The sequence below is a fragment of the Archangium lansingense genome (assembly GCF_026626635.1).
GTDB classification, from domain to species: Bacteria; Myxococcota; Myxococcia; order Myxococcales; family Myxococcaceae; genus Archangium; species Archangium lansingense.
In genome coordinates this window covers 13,182,689-13,203,723 of the sequence record NZ_JAPNKA010000001.1, presented here as the reverse complement: position 1 = coordinate 13,203,723, position 21,035 = coordinate 13,182,689, and the positions used below count along the sequence as shown (strand labels likewise).

Here is a 21,035-nt window from a genome sequence, read left to right as displayed (position 1 = left end):
CCCAGGGGTTGGCATTGTGAAGTTGCAAATCAAAATCAACATGGCATGCTGTCGCCATGGCACGGATCCAATCGGTCGAGGAACTGGAGCGCACCGTCGGCTCACGGCCCCTTGGCGTCATGATGAAGTCGCTGGACGCCCTGGATGAGCATTGTGTCCGGATGCTCGGGCTTTCGTCGTTCGCCGTCATCGGCTTCATCGATGAGGAGGGGCGGGCGCGCGTCACGACCGCGGGGGGCCCGTTGGGCTTCGCTCGGGTGGATGACGCCACGCACTTGCGGCTCGAGTTGCCCGGTCCCATCCCGCTCAATCCCACGGTGGGATGCGGGCTCCTGTTCTTCATCCCCGGGCTCGGGGAGACGGTCCGGGTGAATGGGCGCGCGACGCTGGAGGGCCACACCCTCCGCGTCACCGTGCAGGAGACGTTCGTGCATTGCGCGAAGGCGCTCCTGCGCTCGGCGTTCTGGAAGCCGCCGGTCGCGGTGGCTCCGACTTCGCCCGGCAGCGTGGCTTCGGGGCCCTGGAGCGACCCGGCCGTGCAGGACTGGCTCTCACGGACGCCCTTCGTCGTCGTGGCGTCGTGGGATGCGGAGGGCCACGCGGACGTGAGCCCGAAGGGCGACCCCGCCGGTTTCCTGCGGCTCGACGGAACGCGGCTGGCGGTCGCGGATCGGCCCGGCAATCGCCGCACGGACACGTTCCACAATGTCATCGAGCAACCACGGGCCGCGCTGCTCGCGCTGATCCCCGGCGAGTCGCGCGAGCTGGAGGTCTCCGGCGCCGCATCGCTCACCACCGAGCCCTCGCTGCTGGCGTCGATGGCGGTCGCGGACAAGGTGCCGAAGCTGGCCTTGCTGCTCGAACCCCACGAGGTGCGCCTGCGCGCCAGCCCGGCCATCGTCAACGCGGGGCTGTGGGACGGCGCACGCCATGTTCCCTCGGAGCGGCTGCCGAGGATGGCCGACGTGTTCATCGATCACGTCAAGCGCAATTCCCAGCGTGGTGTCGCCGCGACGGCCCTGCGCGCGCTGGCCTCGAAGCGGATGATGAACTGGGCCCTGACCCAGGACTATAAGAACAACCTCTATTAGGGGTCCCTCCCAGAGGATTCCCTCCGGTTCCATGAGACATTCCATCTTCTCGTTGCTGTTCGTGAGCGCCGTCATCGCGAGCCCCCTCGCCCAGGCGGAGTCGTTCAAGGGAGTCGACGGACAGACCGTCGACATCGCCCCCCCCAAGCGGGTGGTCGCGGTCAACTCTTCGCTGGTGGAGATCCTCTTCGGGCTCGGGAAGGGTGAGACGATTGTCGGTACCGACGTCGGCGGCACCTGGCCTCCCGAGCAGGCGAAGATCTCCAAGGTGGGCCACCCCTACCATCCCAGCATCGAGGGCATCATCAGCTTGAAGCCGGAGCTCGTCCTCGCGACGGAGGAGAACCTGACCCCCGCCACCGCCGGGCAGCTTCGAAGCGCCGGGATTCCCGTCCTGGTCCTCGAGAGCTCCTTCAAGGATGGGCTCGACGGCCTCAAGCGGCGCATCGACATCATCGCGCGGCTCTTGAACGTCCAGGAGGCCGGGAAGCGGATGATCCAGGAGCTCGACAAGCAGCGCGCGGACCTGGACAAGAAGATTGCGGCGCTCGGGAAGAAGCCCCGGATCCTCTTCCTCTATGCCCATGGCCCCGGAGAGGCCTTCGTCTACGGCAAGGACACGGGTGTCCACGTGCTCATCGCGCTGGCGGGAGGCCAGAACGCCGCGGACTTCACCTCGGGAACCAAGGCGCTGACGGCCGAGGGGATGGTGTTGGCCTCCCCCGATGCGATCCTCATGATGAACCGTGGCCTCGAAGCAGTGGGCGGAGTCGAGGGGGCGCTGAAGCTCCCAGGCGTGGCCCTGACTCCCGCGGGCAAGAACAAGAAGATCCTCGCCGTGGACGATACCATCCGGTGGGTTGGCCCCCGCTTCCCCCAGTTCGCGGACACGATCTTCAAGGCCCTTCATGCAAAGCCTTCGCGTTGAGAGCAGCACCTGGTCGGTGAGTGAGTACGTCCCGAAGGTCCGAATCAAGAGGACCCAGGGCCTGCTCCTCCTCGTGCCGTTTCTGCTCGTGTGTGGAGTGGCCTCGCTTGGTGTCGGGGCCGTGTCCATCAGCCCGCTCCAGGTGCTCTCCATCCTCCTGTCGCACGTCGGGCTGCCGCCGCTCGCCGAGTTCTCGGAGCAGCAGGCGGCGGTCCTCACCGTCATCCGCCTCCCCCGCGTCCTCCTGGGCGTCCTGGTCGGTGCCGCGCTCTCCATCGCTGGCGTGGCCCTTCAGGGGCTCTTCCGCAATCCGCTCGCGGACCCCGGGCTCCTCGGCGTGTCGAGCGGAGCCTCGGTCGCCGTGTCCGCGGTCACGGTGCTCAAGCTCCAGCTCTTCGGGTTCTACACCCTCCCGCTGGCGGCGTTCGCCGGGAGCCTCGCGGCCATCCTCCTCATCTCCTCGCTCGCTCAGGAGAACGGGAAGACCCAGGTCACGATGATGCTGTTGTGCGGAGTCGCCATCAACGCCCTCTGCACGGCCGGAACCGGCCTCTTCACCTATCTCTCGACCGACGACCAGCTGAGGACCATCACCTTCTGGCAGCTCGGCTCGCTCGCGGGAGCGACGTGGCCGCTGGTCGCCACCATCACGCCCCTGATCCTCCTCTGCACCGTGGGAATGGTGTTCCTCGCGAACCCGCTCAATGCGCTCCTCCTGGGTGAGACGAACGCCAGTCACCTGGGCATCTCGGTGGAGCGGACGAAGTGGATGCTCGTGGTGTTCGTCGCCCTGGGCGTGGGGGCGGCAGTCGCTGTCTCCGGCATGATTGGTTTCCTCGGGCTCGTCGTCCCCCACCTCGTCCGGCTCTGGCTGGGCCCCAACCACCGTGTCCTGCTGCCCCTGTCCGCGCTCCTGGGCGCGGCGCTGCTGGCCCTCGCGGATCTGGTCGCCCGCACCGTCGTGGTTCCCTCCGAGCTGCCCATCGGCATCGTGACCGCGCTCGCCGGCGCGCCCTTCTTCCTGTACCTGCTCTTGCGGCAGCGGAGGACCCACGCGCTATGACCGTGGCACTCGAAGTCCGGGATCTCCATTGCCGTCTCGGCGAGACGCAGCTGCTGTCCGGCATCCACCTGACCTTGACGCCTGGTGAGTTCACGGTCGTCATCGGACGCAATGGCGCGGGGAAGAGCACGCTCTTCAAGCACCTGACGGGAGAGCTGCCGTGCCAGCGTGGAGAGATCCGCGTCTTCGGGGCCCCCATGGGCAGCGGCTCGAAGGCCGAGCTCGCGCGGAGAAGGGCCGTGCTGCCCCAGACCACGAACCTCCAGTTCGCCTACGAGGCCCTGGAGGTCGTGATGCTGGGGCGAATCCCCCACCAGCAGCACCGGTTGGAGTCTCGGGAGGACGCGCGGATCGCCCGGGTCTGCCTGGAGCGGGTGGGGCTCGCGGGGTACGAAGGGCGCAACTACCTGACGCTCTCAGGCGGAGAGCAGCAGCGCGTCCACCTCGCGCGGGTGCTCGCTCAGATTTACGAGAACGACGGAAGCCGGTTGCTCCTGCTGGATGAGCCCACGAGCAGCCTGGACGTCGCCCATCAGCACAAGGCCTTGGGGTGCGTGAAGGAGCTGACCCGGGAGGGTGTCGCGGCGCTCCTCATCCTCCATGACCTGAACCTGGTGGCTCAGTACGCGGACAAGGTCCTGGTCCTCGCCGAGCGTCAGGCCATTGCCTACGGCCCGCCGCACGAGGTCATGACGACGGACATCCTGAGCCGGGCCTTCGGCTACCCGATGACGACCGTGCGTCATCCCTGGCTGGACTGCCCGATGATCGTCTCGGGGGAGCGGCCGAGCGAGGCGCTCTTCGCGCAGCACCCCTGAAGCCCCGAGGTTGCCGGCCCTGGCGCCGGCTGGCTCAGTTCGCCGCCGAGGGCGAGACACCCGACACCGAGGCGCCGAAGAAGCTCGCGGCGATTTCCTCATACATCGTCTCCACCGCGCTCTGGATGGCCAGGGGGATGTCGCGTCGCCCCAGCGCATCTTTGTGCCCGATGGCCGTGCCGGTGAGCCGCTTGACGATGTTTCCGTTCGCATCCAGGAGGCGGGCCTTGTAGCGGAGCTGCCCGGTGGCCTTGGAGTTTTCGCCGCCCGCGCTACCAAGGATGAGGCCGGGGTGGACCTCGAGCAACTGCAGCGTCAGTTCGGTGGGCCCGTTCCCCAGGGAGTGGCTGTTCTTGAAGGCGTTGGTGAAACCCCGCTCGAGACTGTGCCGCCAGTCGTTCACCTCCATCTGCGCGTACGCGGGACCGACGGGAACGACCAGCGAGTCACTCACTGCGTCCTCCAGCTTGAGCGAGAGGCTCTGGGAAGTGGGGGGCAGATCCAGGTTCGGGGATGGGTTGAGCTGGGCCACCGTCACCGAACAACCGGTGCACAGCAGCAGGAGCGGAAGCATCAGTTTTGCGATCGAGGTCATGCGCGAATGCCTGCCATACATGGGGTGGAGCTCTTCGAGGGCCATGGTTTCCTACAAAAGGTGGAGGAACGTTGTTGTGCACCTCTCAATCTCAGGCCCAGAAGCTATCGGGGCTGCTCTGGGATTGGCCCGGAGTGACTAGGTTGATGCGCCATGCGCGCGCTCTCCGTTCTGATGTTGCTCTTCGCCGCCTCCGCCCGGGCGGATATGCCCTTGGAGGAGCTCCTCGAGCGGCTTGGTGAAGCCGAGGAGAAGAAGCTGGCGGTTCCCTCCTGCCTCTTCGTGGAGAGCTCGGTGACGGAGCAGTTGGACAAGGAGGGGAAGAGCATCGGGCGGCTCACTCGCAGTTACGAGGTGCTCCGCGCGGGGACGAAGGTGTTGTCGCGCAAGAAGCTCTCCGAGAAGGAAGAGGGGGAACTGGTCAGCCAGCTCAAGGCCGAGCCCCGGGATGAGAACCAGAACGAAGATCCGCGCGGGCAGCTCTCGCCCTTCCACTCCAAGGTCCGCGACGAATACCAGTTCGAGCAGTTCCCGGGTCCTCGCGAGGGATGGGTCACGGTGAAGATCACCCCGCGCAAGAAGGACGAGAAGCGGATGAAGGGCACGGCGGTGGTGGATGCGAAGACGGCCCAGCTCATCTCCATGCACCTGTCTCCGTCCAAACTGCCCACCATGCTCGACAACTTCCAGGTCGACTTCGTCTACGAGGATACCCCCTGTGAGCGGCATCCCACGCAGCTCCAGTTCGCGGGCTCGGGCGGCGTGTTCGTCTACAAGGTGCGCTTCCGCACGCAGGTGAAGATCTCCGGACACCGGCGTCTGGACTGACACCGGCGACACGGGCACGGGGTCGTTGTCGGCCCACGCCGCCGTCGCGAACGTGGCCAGCAGTGCGGACAGCACTGTGGCTCGAAAAGTGTTGCGCATGCGGAGGGGTGACGGGCGAGTGGGGGCCCGTATTCACGCAAAAAAGCAGGTACGGAGACGGCGCGTGTGGCGCCCCAGGCCAGTGTGGGGGGCTGGGTCGGTGGGCATGGGATGGTCTATCCTCTGGGCATGCAATGGCCGTGGCAGCGGGTGAAGCGGGTGTTGACGCCCCAGGAGGAGGCGCGTCTCGTCGAGGCCATCCGCCGGGCGGAGCAGGGCAATCGGGGCGAGGTCCTCGTGCACGTGGAGCGCCGGTGCGTGGGCGGCAACGCGCTGGCTCGGGCCATGTCGCTCTTCGAGAAGCTCGTGCGTCAGACGGCCGCGGACACCGGGGTGATCCTCTATGTGGCGGTGGAGGATCGCAAAGTGGCCGTGTTCGCGGGCCGGGGCGTGCACGGCGCGGCCATGCCCGGCTTCTGGGAGTCCGTGGTGGAGGCGGTGGCCGAGGGCTTCAAGCGGGGCGAGCCCGAGTCCGGATTGGAGGCGGCGGTGGAGCGCATTGGAGGACTGCTGCGCACCGTCATTCCGGGTGAGGACGTGGCGGGCAACGAGCTGCCGGACCGGGTGAGCCAGGGGTGAGCGGCTCGAGACGCGATTAGACGCGGCCACCTTCAGCCCTCTCCATCGGCATCCGCTGCTGCATTCCGGGCCTCCTCACGCTCGACGGTCCGCTTCCTCTCCTCCCATTGCGTCAGGGTGGAGGCCACGTGGTGAAGCGTGTAGCGCTTCAGCCTCTGGTGGTGCACCGCGAGGTAGTGCGCCCCGCCGATTGACACGAACTCAAAGGGAGCGGCAGGGTGGTTCTCCAGCCACGCCTCTGCATCCGCACGGGTTTCAAATGATGGCGGGTTGGGAGGTATTCCTTCCGCGACGACTCCTTCGACGTAGGGCTCGATCATGTACTCACGGTACATGCCGCGAGTGTTGTCTCCACGATCATACCACATCTGATGATACTCATCGCCAATGAGTATCAACGCCGGACTGGGGGGCTCCGCGAGGCCCTTTAGCCAGGCTTCCGCCTCATCGTGCGTCGTGAAATGAGCGATGGCGATCGGAGCATGGCCGAGGCGGTTGTTGATGTAGTCCTCGCAGGCCTCGAGTTGTCCAGTGTCGGCGATGAAGTTGACCTGGTTGATGAGGAGGCTCACGGACTGCTTCTGCTCAGGCGCAGGCGTCTCGTCGAAAGCCTTCAGGAGAAGTGCCATGACCCCTTGCGAGTTCATAGCCTGGCGGGCCCCGAGGGCGGTGCTCGCTTGGGATCGTGGCGTGGGAGAGACCCCCTTGAGGTAGTCTTCGAACAGGTAGACTTGGCCTGTTGCCATGATGAAGTCCCTGTACGTGTTCACCTGAATCCAGAGCCTTTGTTCTTTGTCCCTACCTTCGAGCTCTGCTGCGCGCCGTTGAGACGCGGCGAATAGAAATGCGCTGTGAAGGGATTGATAGATGCTCATCGGGTCGCCTCCGCGATGGGGGGGGCGGCTGGCAACCCAGGGGGGCTCTCCGCGAAGAACACGAGCGGCGTCAAGATGAGAGCACCTCCGCCAGAGGCGGCGACCGCGGCAACGAAGGCGACTCCGGCGATGACGATGACGGTGCCCACGAGAATCTCCTCGCGGTGCGTCTTGAGCCAATCAACCGCGGGCTCTATCGCATTGAACTCCGCAGAATATTCTTCGGCCCAGCTGCCCCTTCCCTTATTGCACTGGACTGCCTGTTCCAAGCAATGAGTCGGACACCACCGCCACTTGGCTTCGCGCCACGGCTTCGTCTTGGCCTCTTGATAGATCCAGTGGCCGACCTTGACCGGTCTGCTACTCGCGAGGCAGTCCTGCTCGCACTGGATTCGCCGACCTTCGCAATACGCCTCCAGAGCCGCCGTGGAGGCGCGCACGATGCCTCGGTTCGAGCTCATCGCGCTCAGGGGGCGTTGGAGCTTCGTCAGGTCGAACTCCCAGAGCGGCTTCCAGGTGTGTGTTACCCTCCCATCCGGCATCTCCTGGATGAGGAGCGCGTAACTGGCCAGGTCGTGAGGGCCGGTGGGGCTCTGGGTCGCGACCAGGGGCCGGGGGGCGCTACAGGAAACAAGGAGAAGGCAGAGGCTCGCCGCCATGAGCCTCTGTGGGAATGTCCTGGTGGCCATGGCCGAGTCCGTATCATGAAACGCCGACGCTACCTCAACTCAGTCGGCCTCCTTCTCCTATGCGTTGACCCGGTACCCGGGGGCCGGGAGTCCACACCACGCGCGACGCGAGGAACTCTGTCAGCAGGGGCGGAGTCAGGTCGCCGAACCCGGAGGGAGCCGCGCATTCCCCTCCGGACCGGTGACTGGATTCCTGGCGCTAGGAGACCGTGGCCAGCAGCTTGTCGAGTGCGGCGTAGCTCTCGTTGAGGCCTTGCTCCATTCCCGATTTCAGCATTCCGTCTCGCTCCTCGGTGGTGTGGAAGAGGGACGTGTTGATGACCCGGGTGCGGCCGTCGGGAAGCGCCTCGAGCGTGACGGTTTCGATCGCCACGTAGCCCGGCATGCCATCCCACTCGAACGTGTGCACGAGGCGCTCGGGCTGCTTCACCTCGCGATAGCGGCCTTCGAATCCATCAATTCCCTCGCGGCTGTGCTCGACGAAGCGCCAGTGCCCACCTCGTTGAACTTCCAGGCGCTCGATGACCAGCTTGTTGCCTCGGCCCCACCAATGCGCGACCAGGTCTGGATCCGTCATCGCCAGCCACACGCGCTCGCGGGACGCGTTGAAGACTCGCTCGATTCGGATTTCGCGTTCGGTCGGAGTGGTGACGCTCGCCCGCTGGGTCTCAGGTTGCATGACTGTCGTCCTTTCGTCCCGCCTTCGAAGGTGCCTCATGCGTAAGCATGGGCGCTCATGGGTCGCGAGCCCAGCAACGGGGTGCTGGGCTCCCCCTCCGACTCGACCGAGCGGCACCTCAGCAGGGGGACGGGCTACGGACTCGCGTGCCACCTGCGTGGTAGGAAGCGCGTGATGCACCAAGTGGCTCCTGGATCGACGGCCTGACCCGGTGCAAACACGTGCAACGGGCCTCGGGTGGGCGAGGAGGCCAGCGAGGAGCACGCGTGGACGAGGAGAAGAAGTCCGAGTCGAGTTGGGAGGAGGCGGAGCAGGTGGGGCCGTACCAGCTCCACGAGCAGGTGGCGCAGGACGAGCACAGCCGGGGAGAGCTCTACCGGGCCACGCACGAGACGAGCGGGGCGCCGGCCCTGGTGCTTGTGCCCTCCACTGAGGACGGTGCGGCGCCGCTGACGGACTGGCAGGTGCGCTGCATCTCCTCGGGCTCACCTGGCTACCTCGCCGTGGAGGTAGAGAAGTCCTCTTGGGTCGTGGCTCCCGACAAGTACTCCTCGGAGGCGCTGGTGTGCCTGTTCGAGGATGTGCGCGATGGAGTGACGCGTATGGCCCGTGCCCTCCCCGACTCCAACGAGCCTCGGCTCCGGTGGCGACTGGGGTTTTCGCTGGCTGGAGCCGCCGCGGTGTGTGCCCTGGCCTTCGTGCTGCTCCGCCCGGCCTCCGTGAGCCCTCCGCCAGACGGCTCGGAGCTCGTGGTGGATGCCGCGCCAGCGCCCATGAGTCAGGAGGTGCCGACAGACAATGTGCTCCCCCCCGAAGGCCGCTCGCTCGAGGGTATCGCGGATGGGGGGCTGCCGGCTCTCACCTACCCCATGCCGCGCAAGGCCTATAAAGGGCAGAAGCGCCCTCCCTGCACCCCTCGTGTCGAGGTGGAGATCGTGGGCGGTTGCTGGATGCCTCACCAGCTCAAGGCACCGTGCCCGGAAGAGCTCCACGAGTACCAGGGGCAATGCTACTCGGTCGTCGTCAAAGCCCCGCCGCCGCCCCAATCACTCGGGCAGTGAATGGGGGCGCCCGGCTTGAGCCTCAGTCGAACTTGTAGCCCTTGGGCACCACGACGATGCCGTTGTCGGTGACGGTGAAGCCGCGCGCCTTGTCCTGCTCCAGGTCGAAACCAATCTTCGCGTTGGGTGGCACGCGCACGTCCTTGTCGATGATGGCGTTGCGCACCTTGGCGTGCCGGCCGATGTCCACCTCGTCGAAGATGACGGAGCGCTCCACCAGTGAGTAGGAGTTCACCCGCACCCGGCGGGAGAGGATGCTCTCGCGCACCGTGCCGCCCGAGATGATGCAGCCGCCGGCCACCATGGAGTTGAGCGCGCGGCCCACGCGCTCGCCCGCCTCGTGGACGAACTTGGCCGGGGGGCTGTACTCGACGGCCGTGCGCAGCGGCCACTCCGGGTTGAAGACGTCGAACTGCGGATCCACGGACACCAGGTCCATGGAGGCCTCGTGGTAGGCCTCGAGCGTCCCCACGTCTCGCCAGTACGTGTTGGCGCGCGCCTGCCCGGGGATGGGGTTGGAGTGAAAGTCATACGCGTGGATGTGATAGCCATCGCGCAGCGCACGCGGCAGCACGTCCTTGCCGAAGTCGTGCTGTGAGCCCTCGGCGCGCGCATCCACCTCCAGCAACTCGCTGAGCACGCGGCGGCTGAAGATGTAGTTGCCCATGCTGCACAGGGCCATGTTCGGCTTGCCTGGCATGGCCTTGGGCTCCTTGGGCTTCTCCTGGAACTCGGTGACGCGGCCACGCTCGTCCACCTGCATGACGCCGAAGCGAGAGGCGTCCGCCAGCGGCGTGGGATAGGCGGCGATGGTGATGTCGGCGCGGTGGGCCTCGTGCTGCTCCAGCATGTGCGCCACATTCATCTTGTAGATGTGGTCGCCGGAGAAGATGGCCACGTCGTCGGCGCGGTAGTTCTCCACCAGGTGGAGGTTCTGGTAGATGGCGTCGGCCGTGCCGCGGTACCAGACGTTGCCGAGCTGCTCGTAGAGGTACATCTGCGCCGGCGCCAGCGTGATGAAGTAGTCGGCCAGCAGGCCCGAGCCGAAGCGCCAGCCGCGCTGGATGTGCTCGGTGAGCGACTGGGCCTTGAACTGCGTCAGCACGTAGATGGCGTAGACGCCCGAGTTGAGGAAGTTGCTGAGGGCGAAGTCGATGATGCGGAACTTGGACCCGAAGGGGACGGCCGGCTTGGAGCGCTTGGACGTCAAGGGCGCCAGGCGCGTGCCCTGGCCCCCCGCGAGAATCATCCCGAGGATGCGTCTACGACTGCTCATGTGTTGGAGAACCCCCTACCGCGGCCCAGTATAAGGAGCTTCTCGGGAAAGGCTCGGTTTCGGCCAACGCTCTCCTGCGGGTGGGGCTCTGTTGAGAAGCGAACCATGACGCGCCGCCCCGATGAGCGGCCTGTCGGGGAGGCGCTCCCTGCCGAGCCGCCATCGGCTCCCCACGTTCCTGGCCAACAGCGGCTTTTTTCAAGGGAGACAGCACATGACCAGGACCAGACTGATTCTGGCGGGCCTCATCGCGGGCGCCATGGCTTTCGGGACCGCGTGCAAGTCGGACAAGGCGGCGGAGATGCCGCCGCCCTCGGAGCCACCCGCGGAGCAGGGCGAGACCCCGACTCCGCCGCCCACGGACCAGACCACCCCGCCGCCTGGAGGCACGGGAGGCGCCGGTGACCTGGGCGTCGATGACTTTGGAGAGCCCATCCCGGATACGGGCACTCCGATTCCAGATGACTACGGTGGCTCGGGCACCATGAACCCGGAGCACCCAGGGACGGGTGGCTCTGGCGACTTGCCCCAGGACGATGTCATCCAGGATGACGCCACGATTCCCGACAGCGCAGGGGACTCCGGCCTGTTGGATGACCAGGGGACGGGTGGCTCGGGCACGGACCTGGGCACCCCGGACACGGGGGATGTGCCGCAGACCCAGGACAAGGACACCCAGGACAAGACCAAGGCGAAGGAGAAGGAGAAGTACGACCCCCGTGGCACGGGCGGCTCGGGCTCCGAGGATGAGAGCTTCGGCGGTGACAGCTTTCCGAGCGACAACGAGCGGGTGAACGACCCCGAGGTCGAGCAGCAGTAGCACCCCGTGCGCCTCCCGAGCGGAGTGAACGAGGCAACACCGGCGAAAACAAGTGGACGGGATGGGGGCCATGCGGCGGTAGATTCGCCGCGTGGCCCATCCTCTCGCTGGCAAGCTCCCTCCCGACTCCATTCTCATCAACCCGGAGACGCTGCGCTCTCAGTACTACTCCGAGCGGCCGGACGTACGCGTGGCCGAGCAGCGCGTGGCCTTTGGTACCTCCGGCCATCGTGGCTCCGCTGCGCGTCGCGCCTTCAATGAGGCGCACATTCTGGCGGTGACGCAGGCTGTCTGTGAGTACCGCAAGAAGGAAGGCATCGACGGCCCGCTGTTCCTCGGCATGGACACGCATGCGTTGTCCGAGCCGGCGCAGCGCTCGGCGCTCGAGGTGCTCGCCGCCCACGGCGTCCAGGTGCGCTTCACCGGCGGGGCGACGCCCACCCCGGTCATCTCGCACGCCATCCTCACGTACAACCGCGGGCGCACGCAGGGGCTGGCCGATGGCATTGTCATTACGCCCTCGCACAACCCGCCCGAGGACGGTGGCATCAAGTACAACCCGCCCAACGGTGGTCCCGCCGACACCGGCATCACCGGCTGGGTGGAGAAGCGCGCCAACGAGCTGCTCGGCGCGGACAACGCGGGCGTGCAGCGCATTCCTTACGAGCGCGCTCGCACCGCCTCCACCGTGAAGACGTATGACTTCATCACCCCGTATGTCGAGGACCTCGGCAACGTGGTGGACCTGGAGGTGGTGCGCGGGGCGAAGCTGTCCATCGGCGCGGATCCGCTGGGTGGTTCCAACCTCGCGTACTGGGAGCCCATTGCCGCGCGCTATGGCCTGTCCATCCAGGTGGTGAACAAGACGGTGGACCCCACGTTCCGGTTCATGCGCGTGGACCATGACGGCAAGATTCGCATGGACTGCTCGTCGCCCTACGCCATGGCTGGTCTGGTCGAGCTCAAGGACCGCTACGACATCGCCTTCGGCAACGACACGGACTCGGATCGGCACGGCATCGTCACCCGCAGCGTGGGGTTGATGAATCCCAACCACTACCTGTCCGTGGCCATCAGCTACCTGTACCGGAACCGTCCCGGCTGGAAGCCCGGCACGGGCATTGGCAAGACGCTGGTGAGCAGCAGCATGATCGACCGCGTGGGCAAGGACCTGGGTCGCCGCGTGGTCGAGGTGCCCGTGGGCTTCAAGTGGTTCGTGGACGGGCTGCTGGAGGGCTCGCTGGGCTTCGGTGGGGAAGAGAGCGCGGGCGCCTCGTTCCTGCGCCGCGATGGCACCGTCTGGTCCACCGACAAGGACGGCATCATCTTGGATCTGCTGGCCACGGAGATTCTGGCGCGCACGGGAAAGGATCCGGGCGTGCACTACCAGGAACTCACGAAGAAGTTCGGCGCGCCGCTCTACACGCGCATCGACCAGCCGGCCACAGCGGCGCAGAAGTCGGCGCTCAAGAAGTTGTCGCCGGACGCGGTGCGCGCCACCACGCTCGCGGGCGAGCCCATCCTCCAGCGCCTCACGCGCGCTCCCGGCAACAACGCGGACATCGGCGGGCTCAAGGTGGTGACGGAGAACGGCTGGTTCGCCGCGAGGCCCTCGGGCACCGAGGACGTCTATAAAATCTACGCGGAGAGCTTCCGCGACGCGAAGCACCTGGAGTCCATCGTGGACGAGGCGCGCCAGATTGTGAGCGACGCCTTCGCGCGAGGCTGAGCCCCGGGATGATTCGCGAGGCGCGGGCGGAGGACGCGGGAGCCCTCCAGCGGTTGTATGAGGTGCTGGTGCCCGGCAACCCGCGCATCCTCGTTCTGCCGGAGCGGCTCGAGAATCTCCGGCAGGACACCTCGAACTTCTGCTTCGTGGACGAGCGGGACGGCGAGGTGGTGGGGACGGTGCTCCTCCACCTGTGCCCGGACGTGATGTTCGAGGAGCGGCCCTACGCGTTGCTGGAGAACCTCGTGGTGGACGCGGGGGCTCGGGGGCGGGGAGTGGGCCGGGTGCTGCTGGAGCACGCCGAGCAGGTGGCTCGGGAGCATGGCTGCACGAAGCTCATGTTGCTGAGCAGCGTGCACCGGACGGAGGCCCACGCCTTCTTCGAGCGGCTCGGGTACGACGGCTCGGTGAGCCGGGCGTTCAAGAAGTACCTGCCCAGGAAGTGAATTGGACTTCCGGGTGGGACGCCCTACTGGGCCAGGTCGTTCAGGACCTCGGAGAGGGTGGTGGCGTTGAGTGCCCGATCGAACCAGCGGTCCAGGGTGGCGCCGTCGGTGCAGGAGAGGATGCGCTGCCGGGCTGCCTCGTCGGCGTGCACTCCGCGCGCGGTGAGAATCCGGAGCACCGCCTCGGCACGCCCTCGGAGCAGACCCTCCTCCCGTCCCCTCGCTAGACCCTTCTGGATCCCTTTCTCCATCATTTCCTCGGCCCAGCTTCCCATCAGCTCCTCCGCTCGTTGCCCATCCATCACAGAATGTAACACCCGCCTTGCTGCTGTGTGGACGGCCGCATCCTCCTCCCACAGCAGGTAACGAATGACCACCGCCAGATGCTCGGTGCCCTCGGCGTCTGCGTACACCTGGGCGAAGAGCGCCACCCAGTCCGGCAGCTTCTGGGCCAACTCCCTGGTGCGTACATGGCGCAGCACGAGCCATGCAGCGGGCCAGCGGCGGCGCACAGGGAACTGGTTGGCCGGGGGCGTCCATCTCGTCCCCTCGCGTCCCGCCTGCGAGACACTGTCTTCGCGGCTCGGGTCCAGCCGCGTCCTAGAGTCCCGGCAACCAGGTAACGAGCAGGACCACGCCGGCCAGCACCAGCAACTCCCCATCGGAGACGACGTCACAGAGGAAGTGGATGTCCTCTGTACGCTCCACCCGGCGCAGGTAGACCCAGGCATACAGACAGCTAACCCCGAGGAGCGCGAAGCGTGGCGAGGCCAGCCCGAACAGGGGCACCGCCAGCGCGAGCAGCACCAGTAGCACGTTGATGCCATGGAGCAGGCGCAGGGTGCGCGCTCGGCCCAGGACCACGGGGATTGTGCGCAGACCGTTGGCCCTGTCTCCTGCCTCGTCCCGCACATCGAAGAGGATGACGTTGACGGCCCAGCGCCCGAGCAGGAAGACCCCGGTGGCCACCAGTGGTTTCCCATTCCTCACAGCGCCATGGAACACCCCCGCGAGCAGCACGGGCGTGGCGGCCAGCGTGCCGGCGACCCATACGTTCTTGAGGACGAACACCTCCTTGAGACGGGAGAAGCCCACTCGGTGCGCCACGGCCCGGGGCAGAAACGGGAAGCTGTAGACGAGCAGGGCGGCGAGCGGCAGGAGCGTAACGGCCACGCACCAGGCTCCCCGCCTTCCCGCCAGCCCGAGCGCGAGGGCGTAGGCCGCCAGAGCCGATCCTCGGATGAGCCCCGCGTGACGCTGGGAGAAGCGGGCCCGCTCGGGATGGGTGCGGCTGTCGGCGTCCAGCTCGGTGACCCGGTCGAGGCTGTAGATGGAGTAGATGACCAGGAAGGCGATGAAGGGCGGGAGGGGCTCGGCTGGTAGACCTGCAAGCACCTGAGCCAGCCAGGTCGCCGCGGCCATGCTGAGGGCCATGACGAGGTTGCCGCGAGCCAGCAGGACGAGCAGGGGGCGCAAGTCCCTGGACGTTATACCGTCAGGAATGAGGGCGGGAGCCGGTCTGGGTCCATCGTCAGTCCGTCGCGCCAGGTCGCGGGAGATACGTGTATGTCCAATCGAGAGCTCATCGTCCTCGGGTCCGCCAGCCAGGTGCCGACGCGTCACCGCAACCACAACGCCTACTTCCTGCGCTGGGACGAGGAAGGAATCCTGTTCGATCCGGGCGAAGGCACCCAGCGGCAGATGACGTACGCGGGGCTGTCAGCCCGCCAGGTCACCCGTATCTGCATCACCCACTTCCACGGGGACCACGCCCTGGGGCTGCCCGGCATCATCCAGCGGCTCTCGCTGGACTCGGCGCCCCATCCCGTCGAGGTCTACTACCCGGCCTCGGGGCAGGCCTTCTACGAGCGGCTCCGGCACGCGACGGTCTTCATGGACAAGGCCACCATCGTGCCGAGGCCCATCGCCAAGGACGGCGTGCTGGCCGAGACGAAGGGCTTCAAGCTGTCCGCGGCGCGGCTGGAGCACTCGGTGGACACCTTTGGCTTCCGGCTCGAGGAGCACGCGCGTGTGCAGCTCATCCCCAGCCGGTTGGCGGAGCATGGGTTGTCGGGGCCGCGCGTCGGAGAGCTTCAGCGGCGAGGCTTCGCCGAGGTGGGTGGCCGCATCGTGCGCTTGGAGGAGGTGGGCGAGAAGCGGGAGGGACAGGCCTTCGCGTTCATCATGGATACGCGGCCGTGTGCGAATGCCGGGCGGCTCGCGGAGGGCGCGGACCTGCTGGTGTGCGAGTCGACGTACCTCGACAGCGAGCGCGAGGAGGCACACAGCCACTTCCACATGACGGCGCGTCAGGCAGCGGAGCTGGCCCATTCGGCGAAGGCCAGGCGGCTCGTGCTCACGCACTTCTCGCAGCGCTACGAGGACACGGCGCCGTTCGTGCAGGAGGCCCAGGCGCTGGTGCAGGACGTGGTGGCCGTGCGCGACCTGGACCACGTCGAGGTGCCGAAGCGCGCCCGCGCGGGGTAGGCGATTCAGGGCCCGATGCCACGCGTGTTCTGCAGCACCACGCGCCACCCATCGGGGTCCTCCACGGTGACGCCCTGTTTGGCCCAGTAGGGATTCTCGGGCTCGACGGGCGGGTAGCCCATGGCCGAGAGCCGCGCGACGATGGCATCTCGCGCGGCCACGTCCGGCACGTAGAGGACGAGCAGGTTGTCGCGGGTGGGCGCGGGACACGGGCTGCCCGCCTCGTGACGGGTGAACTCCAGGTGCACGCCGTACCCGGGCAGCCCGATGAACACGCCGTCATAACCGGCGTGGCCCTCGAAGCCTCCGAGGTGTCTCAAGCCGAGCCCCTCGACGTAGAAGCGGACGAGCTCCTCCAGCTTGTCGGTGGGGCGGGCGATGCGGAGCTGCGTGACAGGGAGGCCCTCGGGCCAGGTCTCGGGTTTGTCCATGGGGAGCCTCAGCCTTCGCGGATGCGCTCGGGGTGGGTGTACACGTTGAAGCGTCCGTTGCGCACGAAGGTGGCGAGCGTAATGCCCGCGCGATCGGCGAGGTCGATGGCGAGCGAGCTGGCCGCGGAGACGCTGGCCACGAAGGGGCAACGGGCTACCGCGGCCTTTTGGATGATCTCAAAGCTGACGCGTCCACTGACCACGAGCACGGTCGGGCGCATCGCCGTTGGCTGAGAGGCACGCGCCGAGCGCAATCCATGTTCGAGCAGCAGCGCGCCCACCACCTTGTCCACGGCGTTGTGGCGGCCCACGTCCTCGAAGGCGGCGAGCACCGTGCCCTGGGCATCGAGCGCGGCGGCGGCATGGACTCCACCGGTGCGGGCGAAGTTGGGCTGCACGGAGCGCAGGTGCTCTGTCGCACGGGCGAGCACGGAGGCGGGAAGCTCCGGGCCCGGAGGCACGGGGCTGCACGTGGCCATCAAGTCATCCACGCTGCGCCGGCCGCACACGCCACAGGCCGCGGTGGTCAGCGTGCCCCGCTTCGTGGCGCTCATGCGCTCCAGGTCGATGACGAGCCCGGGGGCGGGCGTCACCTCGACGGTGTTGCCGTAACCCTCCTCGCCCGGCCTGCCACAGTGCGCGAGGCCTCCGAGGTCCTCGGCCGAGTGGATGAGGCTCTCGGCGAAGAGGAAGCCGGTGACGAGGTACCGGTCCGCTCCCGGCGTGCGCATGGTGACGGCCACCGTGTCTCCGCTGATGCGGATGTCGAGCGGCTCCTCGATGGCCACGGTGTCTGGTTCATTGGGCGCGAGCTGGCCGTCCGCGGTGTAGCGGCTCACGGGCCTCCGCGTCACTCCGGGAGGCAACGGGAGCGGGGGGTTGTCCTCGGTCATCACGGTGGCTCCGGCAATACCCTAACCCTCTCCCAGGGGGAGAGGGGACACACACGGGCTCAATCCGTTGTTCTCAGCATTCCGTCCCGCAGGCACTGCTGGAGGAAGCTGGTAATCCCTTGCACGTCATCCGGCGCGAACCGCTGCGCCGCCCCGGTCACCGCGGAATCACTCACCACGGCGAGCACGTCCTGGCGCTCCGCCGCGAGCAGCGGCCCGAGTCCCTCTCGCCACACCTCCAGCTTGGGCAGCGGCCCCTGCTTCCACCCCTCGACGAGCACCAGGTCCACGGTGTCGGCGAAGCGCTCGAGCAGGGCCAGCACCTGCCCGGGAGGCTCGGGAAAGGTGAGCTGCACACCAGCCGGGTTCGCGAAGGCGACGAAGGTGGCACCGGTCTCCGCGTAACGCGCGGTGTCACTGCCCTCGAGGTGCAGCGGGTGCGCGTCGGACGAGTGCTTCACCACGCCCACCCGCAGGCCCCGCTGGCGTAATTCAGGCACGAGCCGCGTGAGGAGCGTCGTCTTCCCCGAGCCGGACCAGCCCACCACGGCGAGCGCGGGTGGGCGCATTACGGCTCCACCGGGAGGAATCGGGGACGGTCGAAGCGCTCGAAGTCCACCTCGTCTCCTGGGGCGAAGTCGGCGCGGCCCGGGGGGAGGACGGCGTAGCCCTCGGCGCCGATGTTCTGCAGGTGTTGCCCGGCCCCCTGCGAGCGGATGCGCGCCCACACCTGTCCGTCCTCGCGCGTCTCCAGGGTACCGCTGATGAGGTAGGTGAAGCCGGCCTGCTTGTGGCGCCCGTCATCGAGCCGAACCCGCACGCGTTGACGCTCCTCGGAGACACCTTGGTAGCGCAGCAGCAGCGGCCGGGCGAGCTGGTCGAAGGCGACGGTGGCGGCGCCGGGGTTGCCGGGGAGCACGACGACGGTGGTGGTGCCGAGCCTCGCTACGGCCACGGGCTTGCCGGGCTTGAGGGCCACACCATCCACGAGGAACGAGGCACCCAGTTCTGCGAGGAGACTCTTCACGCGGTCCTTGTCTCCCACGGAAGCGCCGCCAGTGGTGACGAGCACCTCGGCGTCCGCGGCCAGCCGCCGGAGGGCCGAGCGCAATACCTCATCATCATCTCGGGCGCGCTCCTGGGCCACCACGAGGGCGCCGGCCTCGCGAGCCAGGGCGGCGACGAGGATGAGGTTGCTCTCATACACCTGGTGGGGCAGGGCTGGGGCTCCGGGAGGAACAAGCTCGTCTCCGGTGGCGAGCACGGCGACGCGCGGCAGCGGACGCACGAGGACGTGGGTGTCCCCCATGGAGGCGAGCACGCCGAGCATGGAGGCCTCGATGCGCTGTCCGGCGCGGAGCAGGGGCGTGCCGGCGAGGAGGTCCTCTCCGGTGGGGCGGATGTCCTTGCCCGGAGGAACGCTGACACATACGTCGACGAGCCCCTCGCCGGGAACGACGGTGGCCTCCTGGCGAACGATGGCGTTGGCGCCGTCGGGGAGGGGAGCGCCGGTGAAGATGCGCGAAGCCTCGCCGGGCTGGAGGGAGCGCGAGGGGAGGTGGCCAGCGTAGATGGTGTCGACGACGTGGAGGCGGGTGGGGCGGTCGCGGTTGGAGCCGGAGGTCTCCTCGGCGCGGACGGCATACCCATCCATGGCGGAGACAGGGCACCCGGGGAGCGAACGCGAGGCAACGACGTCCTGGGCGAGGAATCGGCCGAGGGCCTCGAGGAGGGGAACGCGGGTAGGCGGCGCGGGGCGGAGCGCGTCGAGGGCGGCCTTCCGGGCGGTGGCGAGCGGAGTGAGGGACATGCGTCGTCCAGGGAGCTTTAGCGCAAGGGCGGGACGAGCGGGGAGTCGGGATGAAGGTAGCCTCCACCATCGGACGGAGCACGGGGCGCGAGGAGGCTTGGCGTGAACGCTGGGGAACGAAGAGGGCCGGAGTACCCGGAGGTGACGCTGGCGGTCATCGCGGGCGGAAGAGGCGAGCGGCTGGGCGGAGTGGCGAAGGGCCTGCTGGAGGTGGAGGGCCGGACGGTGCTGGAGCGGGTGCTGGGGCTGGGGCGGCTGTTCGGGGACATGCTGCTGGTGGCGAACGAACCGGGGCCCTACAGGCGCTTCAACCTGCGGACGGTGGAGGACGTGGTGCGAGGGAGGGGCGCGCCGGGAGGGGTGCATGCGGCGCTGGTGGGGGCGAGCACGGAGTGGGTGCTGGCGGTGGCATGCGACATGCCGTTCATCGCGGAGGCGGCGGTGCGGGTGTTGCTGGAGGCGCGGGGACCCGAGGTGGACGCGGTGTGCTTCACGGTAGGCGGTCGGGAGGAGCCGTTGCTGGCCCTGTACCGGAGGGCCCTATCGGGCGAGTGGGGCGAGACCCTGAAGACGGAGGAGCCTTCGCTCCGAGCCCTCCTGTCGCGCTGCCGGACGAAGCGCCTCGAGGAGGAGACGCTGCGAGCGGTGGACGCGGAACTGCGCTCGGTGGTGAGCGTGAACACGCCAGAGGATCTGGCGCGCCACGGGGCCTCACTTCCGCCCTATATCCCCTCTCCCTCTGGGAGAGGGCCAGGGTGAGGGTCTTCCTCCCGCGAGACAGAGGGGGACAAACCCTCACCCCCCGCCCTCTCCCAAAGGGAGAGGGAGCAGCGCTGTTCCACCCCAGGAACGGTGATTTGCCCGGCGGGGCTCTAGTGAAACGACGGCTCGCCGCGCATGATCTCCCCATGTCTTCGTATCGACCGAACCGGCGCGCTGTCCTCAAGGCCGCTGCGCTGGGCGTCGCCACGACCCTGCCACTCCTGGGGTGCCGTGATTCGGCTCGTGCCGCGCGTCCCCCCGAGGAGGGAACCTCCGCCATGCCTACCACCTCCACCGAGCAACGCATGCCGGTGCTCTTCATCGGGCACGGCTCCCCAATGAACGCCATCGAGGACAACACCTGGACCGACGGCTTCCGCTCGCTCGCCAGGCAGTTGCCCAAGCCGAAGGCCATTCTCTCCATCTCCGCGCACTGGTTCCTCCCTGGCACCTTTCTCACCGGGAACGAGCACCCGCCCACCATCCATGACTTCGGTGGCTTCCCCCGCGCGCTCTACGAGATGCAGTACCCGGCCCCCGGCAGCGTCGAGCTCGCTCAACGCGTGGTGAAGCTGCTTGGGCCCTCTCGTGCGTCCGTCCAGCACGACTGGGGGCTCGACCATGGCACCTGGACCGTGCTCCACCACCTGCGCCCCGCGGCGGATGTCCCGGTCGTGCAGCTCAGCATCGACGCGCGGCTCGCGCCCTCCGAGCACCTCGCGCTGGGCCGAGCGCTCGCGGGACTCCGTGACGAAGGCGTCCTGGTGATGGGCAGTGGCAACGTGACGCACAACCTGCGCCATGCCTTCACGAGCATGCGCTCGGGCAATACCACCACCCCGCAGTGGGCCGAGAGCTTCGACCAGGACGTGACCCGGGCGCTCGAACAGCACGATGGTGCCTTCCTGTCGCGCGTCATCGAGACCGACGCGGGCCGGATGTCGCACCCGAGCATCGACCACTACCTCCCGCTGCTGTACGCCGCTGGCGCCGCAGGTGACCGCGATGCCGTGCGCTTCCCGGTGAGCGGATTCGATCTCGGCTCGCTGTCGATGCGCTCGGTGCTCTTCGGCTGA

At 67.7% G+C, this 21,035-nt stretch carries 24 protein-coding genes; 13 read left to right on the top strand and 11 right to left on the bottom strand.

Annotated elements, in window-relative coordinates; translation table 11 throughout:
* Positions 1 to 56: 56 nt before the first annotated feature.
* From OV287_RS53310 to OV287_RS53295, 4 genes are read left to right on the top strand one after another with little or no spacing between them, the layout of a single operon-like run.
* Positions 57 to 1,091, top strand: a complete 1,035-nt coding sequence (locus OV287_RS53310) for a pyridoxamine 5'-phosphate oxidase family protein (RefSeq protein ID WP_267541783.1) — start codon at positions 57 to 59, stop codon at positions 1,089 to 1,091.
* A gap of 31 nt (positions 1,092 to 1,122) precedes the next feature.
* Positions 1,123 to 2,019, top strand: a complete 897-nt coding sequence (locus OV287_RS53305; protein ID WP_267541782.1) for a heme/hemin ABC transporter substrate-binding protein — start codon at positions 1,123 to 1,125, stop codon at positions 2,017 to 2,019.
* Positions 2,000 to 3,082 (top strand): FecCD family ABC transporter permease, encoded by a 1,083-nt coding sequence (locus tag OV287_RS53300; RefSeq protein WP_267541781.1) that lies wholly within the window; start codon positions 2,000 to 2,002, stop codon positions 3,080 to 3,082. Before OV287_RS53305 ends, OV287_RS53300 begins: the two co-directional genes overlap by 20 nt.
* Entirely contained in the window at positions 3,079 to 3,900 is an 822-nt protein-coding gene (locus OV287_RS53295; protein ID WP_267541780.1) for a heme ABC transporter ATP-binding protein, read from the top strand. Before OV287_RS53300 ends, OV287_RS53295 begins: the two co-directional genes overlap by 4 nt.
* A 34-nt stretch (positions 3,901 to 3,934) precedes the next feature.
* On the opposite strand, the gene OV287_RS53290 is transcribed toward OV287_RS53295, so the two are convergent.
* Positions 3,935 to 4,495, bottom strand: a complete 561-nt coding sequence (locus OV287_RS53290) for a hypothetical protein (RefSeq protein ID WP_267541779.1) — start codon at positions 4,493 to 4,495, stop codon at positions 3,935 to 3,937.
* 153 nt (positions 4,496 to 4,648) lie between these two features.
* Here OV287_RS53290 and OV287_RS53285 point away from each other — a divergent pair, with 153 nt between their 5' ends.
* On the top strand, positions 4,649 to 5,323 hold the full coding sequence (locus OV287_RS53285) for a hypothetical protein (protein ID WP_267541778.1): 675 nt from the start codon (positions 4,649 to 4,651) through the stop codon (positions 5,321 to 5,323).
* Between the two features lie 210 nt (positions 5,324 to 5,533).
* Positions 5,534 to 6,001: a TPM domain-containing protein gene (locus tag OV287_RS53280; protein ID WP_267541777.1), complete on the top strand. Its 468-nt coding sequence runs from the start codon at positions 5,534 to 5,536 to the stop codon at positions 5,999 to 6,001.
* Positions 6,002 to 6,033: 32 nt separating this feature from the next.
* Here OV287_RS53280 and OV287_RS53275 read toward each other — a convergent pair whose 3' ends face one another.
* From OV287_RS53275 to OV287_RS53265, 3 genes are all read right to left on the bottom strand, one after another.
* Positions 6,034 to 6,876, bottom strand: coding sequence for a hypothetical protein (locus OV287_RS53275; protein ID WP_267541776.1), 843 nt, complete (start codon positions 6,874 to 6,876; stop codon positions 6,034 to 6,036).
* Complete coding sequence (locus tag OV287_RS53270; protein ID WP_267541775.1) at positions 6,873 to 7,565, bottom strand: hypothetical protein; 693 nt, start codon at positions 7,563 to 7,565, stop codon at positions 6,873 to 6,875. Before OV287_RS53270 ends, OV287_RS53275 begins: the two co-directional genes overlap by 4 nt.
* A gap of 199 nt (positions 7,566 to 7,764) precedes the next feature.
* Complete coding sequence (locus OV287_RS53265) at positions 7,765 to 8,244, bottom strand: SRPBCC family protein (RefSeq protein WP_267541774.1); 480 nt, start codon at positions 8,242 to 8,244, stop codon at positions 7,765 to 7,767.
* Between the two features lie 266 nt (positions 8,245 to 8,510).
* Here OV287_RS53265 and OV287_RS53260 point away from each other — a divergent pair, with 266 nt between their 5' ends.
* Entirely contained in the window at positions 8,511 to 9,305 is a 795-nt protein-coding gene (locus OV287_RS53260) for a hypothetical protein (protein ID WP_267541773.1), read from the top strand.
* Between the two features lie 22 nt (positions 9,306 to 9,327).
* Here OV287_RS53260 and glgC read toward each other — a convergent pair whose 3' ends face one another.
* On the bottom strand, positions 9,328 to 10,581 hold the full coding sequence (gene glgC / locus OV287_RS53255) for a glucose-1-phosphate adenylyltransferase (protein ID WP_267541772.1): 1,254 nt from the start codon (positions 10,579 to 10,581) through the stop codon (positions 9,328 to 9,330).
* Between the two features lie 214 nt (positions 10,582 to 10,795).
* Here glgC and OV287_RS53250 point away from each other — a divergent pair, with 214 nt between their 5' ends.
* The 3 genes from OV287_RS53250 (at position 10,796) to OV287_RS53240 (ending at position 13,576) form a co-directional block, all read left to right on the top strand.
* The gene (locus OV287_RS53250; RefSeq protein ID WP_267541771.1) at positions 10,796 to 11,401 is read left to right on the top strand and encodes a hypothetical protein; all 606 of its coding nucleotides are present in this window, start codon (positions 10,796 to 10,798) and stop codon (positions 11,399 to 11,401) included.
* Between the two features lie 91 nt (positions 11,402 to 11,492).
* Positions 11,493 to 13,130, top strand: a complete 1,638-nt coding sequence (gene pgm / locus OV287_RS53245; RefSeq protein ID WP_267541770.1) for a phosphoglucomutase (alpha-D-glucose-1,6-bisphosphate-dependent) — start codon at positions 11,493 to 11,495, stop codon at positions 13,128 to 13,130.
* Positions 13,131 to 13,138: 8 nt separating this feature from the next.
* A complete protein-coding gene (locus OV287_RS53240; RefSeq protein WP_267541769.1) occupies positions 13,139 to 13,576 on the top strand; it encodes a GNAT family N-acetyltransferase in 438 nt (145 codons plus the stop codon).
* A gap of 23 nt (positions 13,577 to 13,599) precedes the next feature.
* On the opposite strand, the gene OV287_RS53235 is transcribed toward OV287_RS53240, so the two are convergent.
* Positions 13,600 to 14,088, bottom strand: a complete 489-nt coding sequence (locus OV287_RS53235; RefSeq protein WP_267541768.1) for an RpnC/YadD family protein — start codon at positions 14,086 to 14,088, stop codon at positions 13,600 to 13,602.
* Between the two features lie 88 nt (positions 14,089 to 14,176).
* The gene (locus OV287_RS53230) at positions 14,177 to 15,052 is read right to left on the bottom strand and encodes a UbiA family prenyltransferase (protein WP_267541767.1); all 876 of its coding nucleotides are present in this window, start codon (positions 15,050 to 15,052) and stop codon (positions 14,177 to 14,179) included.
* Between the two features lie 90 nt (positions 15,053 to 15,142).
* On the opposite strand from OV287_RS53230, the gene OV287_RS53225 reads away from it, so the two are divergent.
* Positions 15,143 to 16,063 carry a ribonuclease Z gene (locus tag OV287_RS53225; RefSeq protein WP_267541766.1) on the top strand — a complete coding sequence of 307 codons (921 nt, stop codon included), beginning with the start codon at positions 15,143 to 15,145 and terminating at the stop codon, positions 16,061 to 16,063.
* A 5-nt stretch (positions 16,064 to 16,068) separates the two neighbouring features.
* Here the strand turns inward: OV287_RS53225 and OV287_RS53220 are convergent, their stop codons facing one another.
* From OV287_RS53220 to OV287_RS53205, 4 genes are read right to left on the bottom strand one after another with little or no spacing between them, the layout of a single operon-like run.
* Positions 16,069 to 16,494 (bottom strand): VOC family protein, encoded by a 426-nt coding sequence (locus tag OV287_RS53220; protein ID WP_267541765.1) that lies wholly within the window; start codon positions 16,492 to 16,494, stop codon positions 16,069 to 16,071.
* Positions 16,495 to 16,502: 8 nt separating this feature from the next.
* Positions 16,503 to 17,387, bottom strand: coding sequence for a formate dehydrogenase accessory sulfurtransferase FdhD (gene fdhD / locus OV287_RS53215; protein ID WP_267541764.1), 885 nt, complete (start codon positions 17,385 to 17,387; stop codon positions 16,503 to 16,505).
* 59 nt (positions 17,388 to 17,446) lie between these two features.
* Entirely contained in the window at positions 17,447 to 17,956 is a 510-nt protein-coding gene (gene mobB / locus OV287_RS53210; RefSeq protein WP_267541763.1) for a molybdopterin-guanine dinucleotide biosynthesis protein B, read from the bottom strand.
* The gene (locus OV287_RS53205; RefSeq protein ID WP_267541762.1) at positions 17,956 to 19,197 is read right to left on the bottom strand and encodes a molybdopterin molybdotransferase MoeA; all 1,242 of its coding nucleotides are present in this window, start codon (positions 19,195 to 19,197) and stop codon (positions 17,956 to 17,958) included. Before OV287_RS53205 ends, mobB begins: the two co-directional genes overlap by 1 nt.
* A gap of 102 nt (positions 19,198 to 19,299) precedes the next feature.
* Here OV287_RS53205 and mobA point away from each other — a divergent pair, with 102 nt between their 5' ends.
* Both mobA and ygiD read left to right on the top strand, forming a co-directional pair.
* On the top strand, positions 19,300 to 19,956 hold the full coding sequence (mobA, locus tag OV287_RS53200) for a molybdenum cofactor guanylyltransferase (protein ID WP_267541761.1): 657 nt from the start codon (positions 19,300 to 19,302) through the stop codon (positions 19,954 to 19,956).
* A gap of 281 nt (positions 19,957 to 20,237) precedes the next feature.
* Positions 20,238 to 21,035 (top strand): 4,5-DOPA-extradiol-dioxygenase, encoded by a 798-nt coding sequence (gene ygiD, locus OV287_RS53195; RefSeq protein ID WP_267541760.1) that lies wholly within the window; start codon positions 20,238 to 20,240, stop codon positions 21,033 to 21,035.

What these genes read in the sequence shown, in the direction of transcription:
- OV287_RS53310 (WP_267541783.1), top strand. Translation starts at nt 57, where the DNA reads ATGGCACGGATCCAATCGGTCGAGGAACTGGAGCGCACCGTCGGCTCA.
- glgC (WP_267541772.1), bottom strand. Translation starts at nt 10,581, where the DNA reads ATGAGCAGTCGTAGACGCATCCTCGGGATGATTCTCGCGGGGGGCCAG.
- OV287_RS53295 (WP_267541780.1), top strand. Translation starts at nt 3,079, where the DNA reads ATGACCGTGGCACTCGAAGTCCGGGATCTCCATTGCCGTCTCGGCGAG.
- OV287_RS53275 (WP_267541776.1), bottom strand. Translation starts at nt 6,876, where the DNA reads ATGAGCATCTATCAATCCCTTCACAGCGCATTTCTATTCGCCGCGTCT.
- OV287_RS53280 (WP_267541777.1), top strand. Translation starts at nt 5,534, where the DNA reads ATGGTCTATCCTCTGGGCATGCAATGGCCGTGGCAGCGGGTGAAGCGG.
- OV287_RS53225 (WP_267541766.1), top strand. Translation starts at nt 15,143, where the DNA reads ATGTCCAATCGAGAGCTCATCGTCCTCGGGTCCGCCAGCCAGGTGCCG.
- OV287_RS53220 (WP_267541765.1), bottom strand. Translation starts at nt 16,494, where the DNA reads ATGGACAAACCCGAGACCTGGCCCGAGGGCCTCCCTGTCACGCAGCTC.
- OV287_RS53205 (WP_267541762.1), bottom strand. Translation starts at nt 19,197, where the DNA reads ATGTCCCTCACTCCGCTCGCCACCGCCCGGAAGGCCGCCCTCGACGCG.
- ygiD (WP_267541760.1), top strand. Translation starts at nt 20,238, where the DNA reads ATGCCTACCACCTCCACCGAGCAACGCATGCCGGTGCTCTTCATCGGG.
- OV287_RS53305 (WP_267541782.1), top strand. Translation starts at nt 1,123, where the DNA reads ATGAGACATTCCATCTTCTCGTTGCTGTTCGTGAGCGCCGTCATCGCG.
- mobB (WP_267541763.1), bottom strand. Translation starts at nt 17,956, where the DNA reads ATGCGCCCACCCGCGCTCGCCGTGGTGGGCTGGTCCGGCTCGGGGAAG.
- OV287_RS53290 (WP_267541779.1), bottom strand. Translation starts at nt 4,495, where the DNA reads ATGACCTCGATCGCAAAACTGATGCTTCCGCTCCTGCTGCTGTGCACC.
- OV287_RS53270 (WP_267541775.1), bottom strand. Translation starts at nt 7,565, where the DNA reads ATGGCCACCAGGACATTCCCACAGAGGCTCATGGCGGCGAGCCTCTGC.
- OV287_RS53240 (WP_267541769.1), top strand. Translation starts at nt 13,139, where the DNA reads ATGATTCGCGAGGCGCGGGCGGAGGACGCGGGAGCCCTCCAGCGGTTG.
- OV287_RS53300 (WP_267541781.1), top strand. Translation starts at nt 2,000, where the DNA reads ATGCAAAGCCTTCGCGTTGAGAGCAGCACCTGGTCGGTGAGTGAGTAC.
- OV287_RS53285 (WP_267541778.1), top strand. Translation starts at nt 4,649, where the DNA reads ATGCGCGCGCTCTCCGTTCTGATGTTGCTCTTCGCCGCCTCCGCCCGG.
- fdhD (WP_267541764.1), bottom strand. Translation starts at nt 17,387, where the DNA reads ATGACCGAGGACAACCCCCCGCTCCCGTTGCCTCCCGGAGTGACGCGG.
- OV287_RS53265 (WP_267541774.1), bottom strand. Translation starts at nt 8,244, where the DNA reads ATGCAACCTGAGACCCAGCGGGCGAGCGTCACCACTCCGACCGAACGC.
- OV287_RS53250 (WP_267541771.1), top strand. Translation starts at nt 10,796, where the DNA reads ATGACCAGGACCAGACTGATTCTGGCGGGCCTCATCGCGGGCGCCATG.